1 protein-coding gene is annotated in these 1587 nt (G+C 51.8%); it reads right to left on the bottom strand.

The genetic code is table 11. The features are described 5' to 3' along the window. Window positions 1-1470, bottom strand: a 1470-nt coding sequence (locus NFS22_RS23550) for an IS1182 family transposase (protein ID WP_251320052.1), incomplete at its 3' end; no start/stop codon positions are given. Between the last annotated feature and the right edge of the window lie 117 nt (window positions 1471-1587).

Below are 1587 nucleotides of genomic sequence, written 5' to 3'. Positions count from 1 at the left end.
CAGCCTGTCGAAAAGAGGCCTGTCTGTCTTCATTACCAGACAGGCCACAAAGTTAATGAGGGATAAAATGTAGGAAGTGGCAGAGGAGGATGGAGCAAAGCGTTTTCTGGTTTTCCACCTTGCCAGCTTTTTGAGGTTCATGGCAGCAAATTTGAGCCTCACCCAGTTGGAAACCTGGGCCAGACCACGGTAAAAGGTATAGCGCATGGCATGCTTTTCTTTCGCATCCGCAAAGACCCGTTCAATGGTTTCTTTGCGTTTGGCGTAAAGGTCCTTGTATTCCGGGGTGTATCTGGCGTCATCGGCCAGTTCCTCGTAGTCTTTCCAGATATGGCGCTGGACAGTCTTCACGCAGTTTTTCGAGCGGGTGCATAAATGGCGGGAGGGACATTGGGCACAGATTTCCGGGTCGCTGCGGTATTCACGGTATCCATCCCGGTTGGTGGTGCGGTAGGACAGGATGTGGTATTCCGGGCAGATCACGCAGTCATAATATTCATCATAGACGTAAGACCACCAGGGATGTCCGCCTTTCATCGTCATGGGCCGCTTGTAGGCAGTAGACAATACCCGGCCATCCCGGAATACCTTTTTGCAGATATGCGGGGTCTTGTAGGCAGCGTCCGCCACCACTGTCTCAACCTCCGGAAACGATTGAATCAATTTGTCGTAAACATCGTCAAACGCCACGCTGTCATGGATATTTCCGGGGGTGACCACTGCTTCCAATACGTAACCGTTCTTGTCGCAGGCGGTATGGGCCTCATAAGCGAAGCACCGCTTGTGCTCCCCTTTGTGGAACATTCCACACTCCGGGTCTGTGGTGGATACCGTTACGGTTTTCTGCTTTTTTGCCGCTTTCTTCCTCCGGGTCCGCTTCTTTTTTGAGGTGTTGTCCTGTTTCTTCCCTCCAGCTTTGGGCGGTTCATCTTCATCATCCAGTGGCTTTTTTCCATGAGCCTCCCGGTCCGCGTTCACTTCCGCCAGCAGTTCTTCCTGGTATCGTTTTGCTGCTGCCGGTACTTCCTGCTTGATTTTCTTGTTCAGATTTGCGCTTGCCTTGATGTGTGTCCCGTCTATAAATACTGCTGCTGGGGTCAGTGCTCCCGCACTGCCTGCCTCCTCCAATATCCATCGAAACACTGCCTCTATGGTCTCCGAAGTAAACCGGTGCCGGAAGTTGTAACTCACCGTGGAAAAATGGGGCAGCTCCTCGCTCAGCGTGTACCGCAGAAACCACCGGTATGCTACATCTGTCTGCGCTCTGCGCAGCGTTCCACGCAAAGAGGTATTCCCATCCAAATGCTGCAGCAATACGATTTTGAACAGCACCACTGGGTCGATGCTCCGCCGGCCCTCTTCTTCGCTGTACAACGGCTCCACGATCTTGTACAATTTCTCGAAATCTACCGCTGCATCCACCTGCCGCAATAGATGTCCCGGTGGCACCAGACTTTCTGTATCCACCATTTCTATAACCCCTCGCTCATTTTTCCCTCGCTCCAACATATTCCTCACCCCTTATTCCCTATTTTATCATCTTTACATGAAAAAGTCTGCCGGTAGGCAGACTTTTTCGACAAGCTG

The sequence above is a fragment of the Flintibacter muris genome (assembly GCF_943192995.1).
GTDB classification, from domain to species: Bacteria; Bacillota; Clostridia; order Oscillospirales; family Oscillospiraceae; genus Lawsonibacter; species Lawsonibacter muris.
Note: the sequence above shows the minus strand (reverse complement) of the source record. Positions and strands in the feature narration are given on the sequence as shown.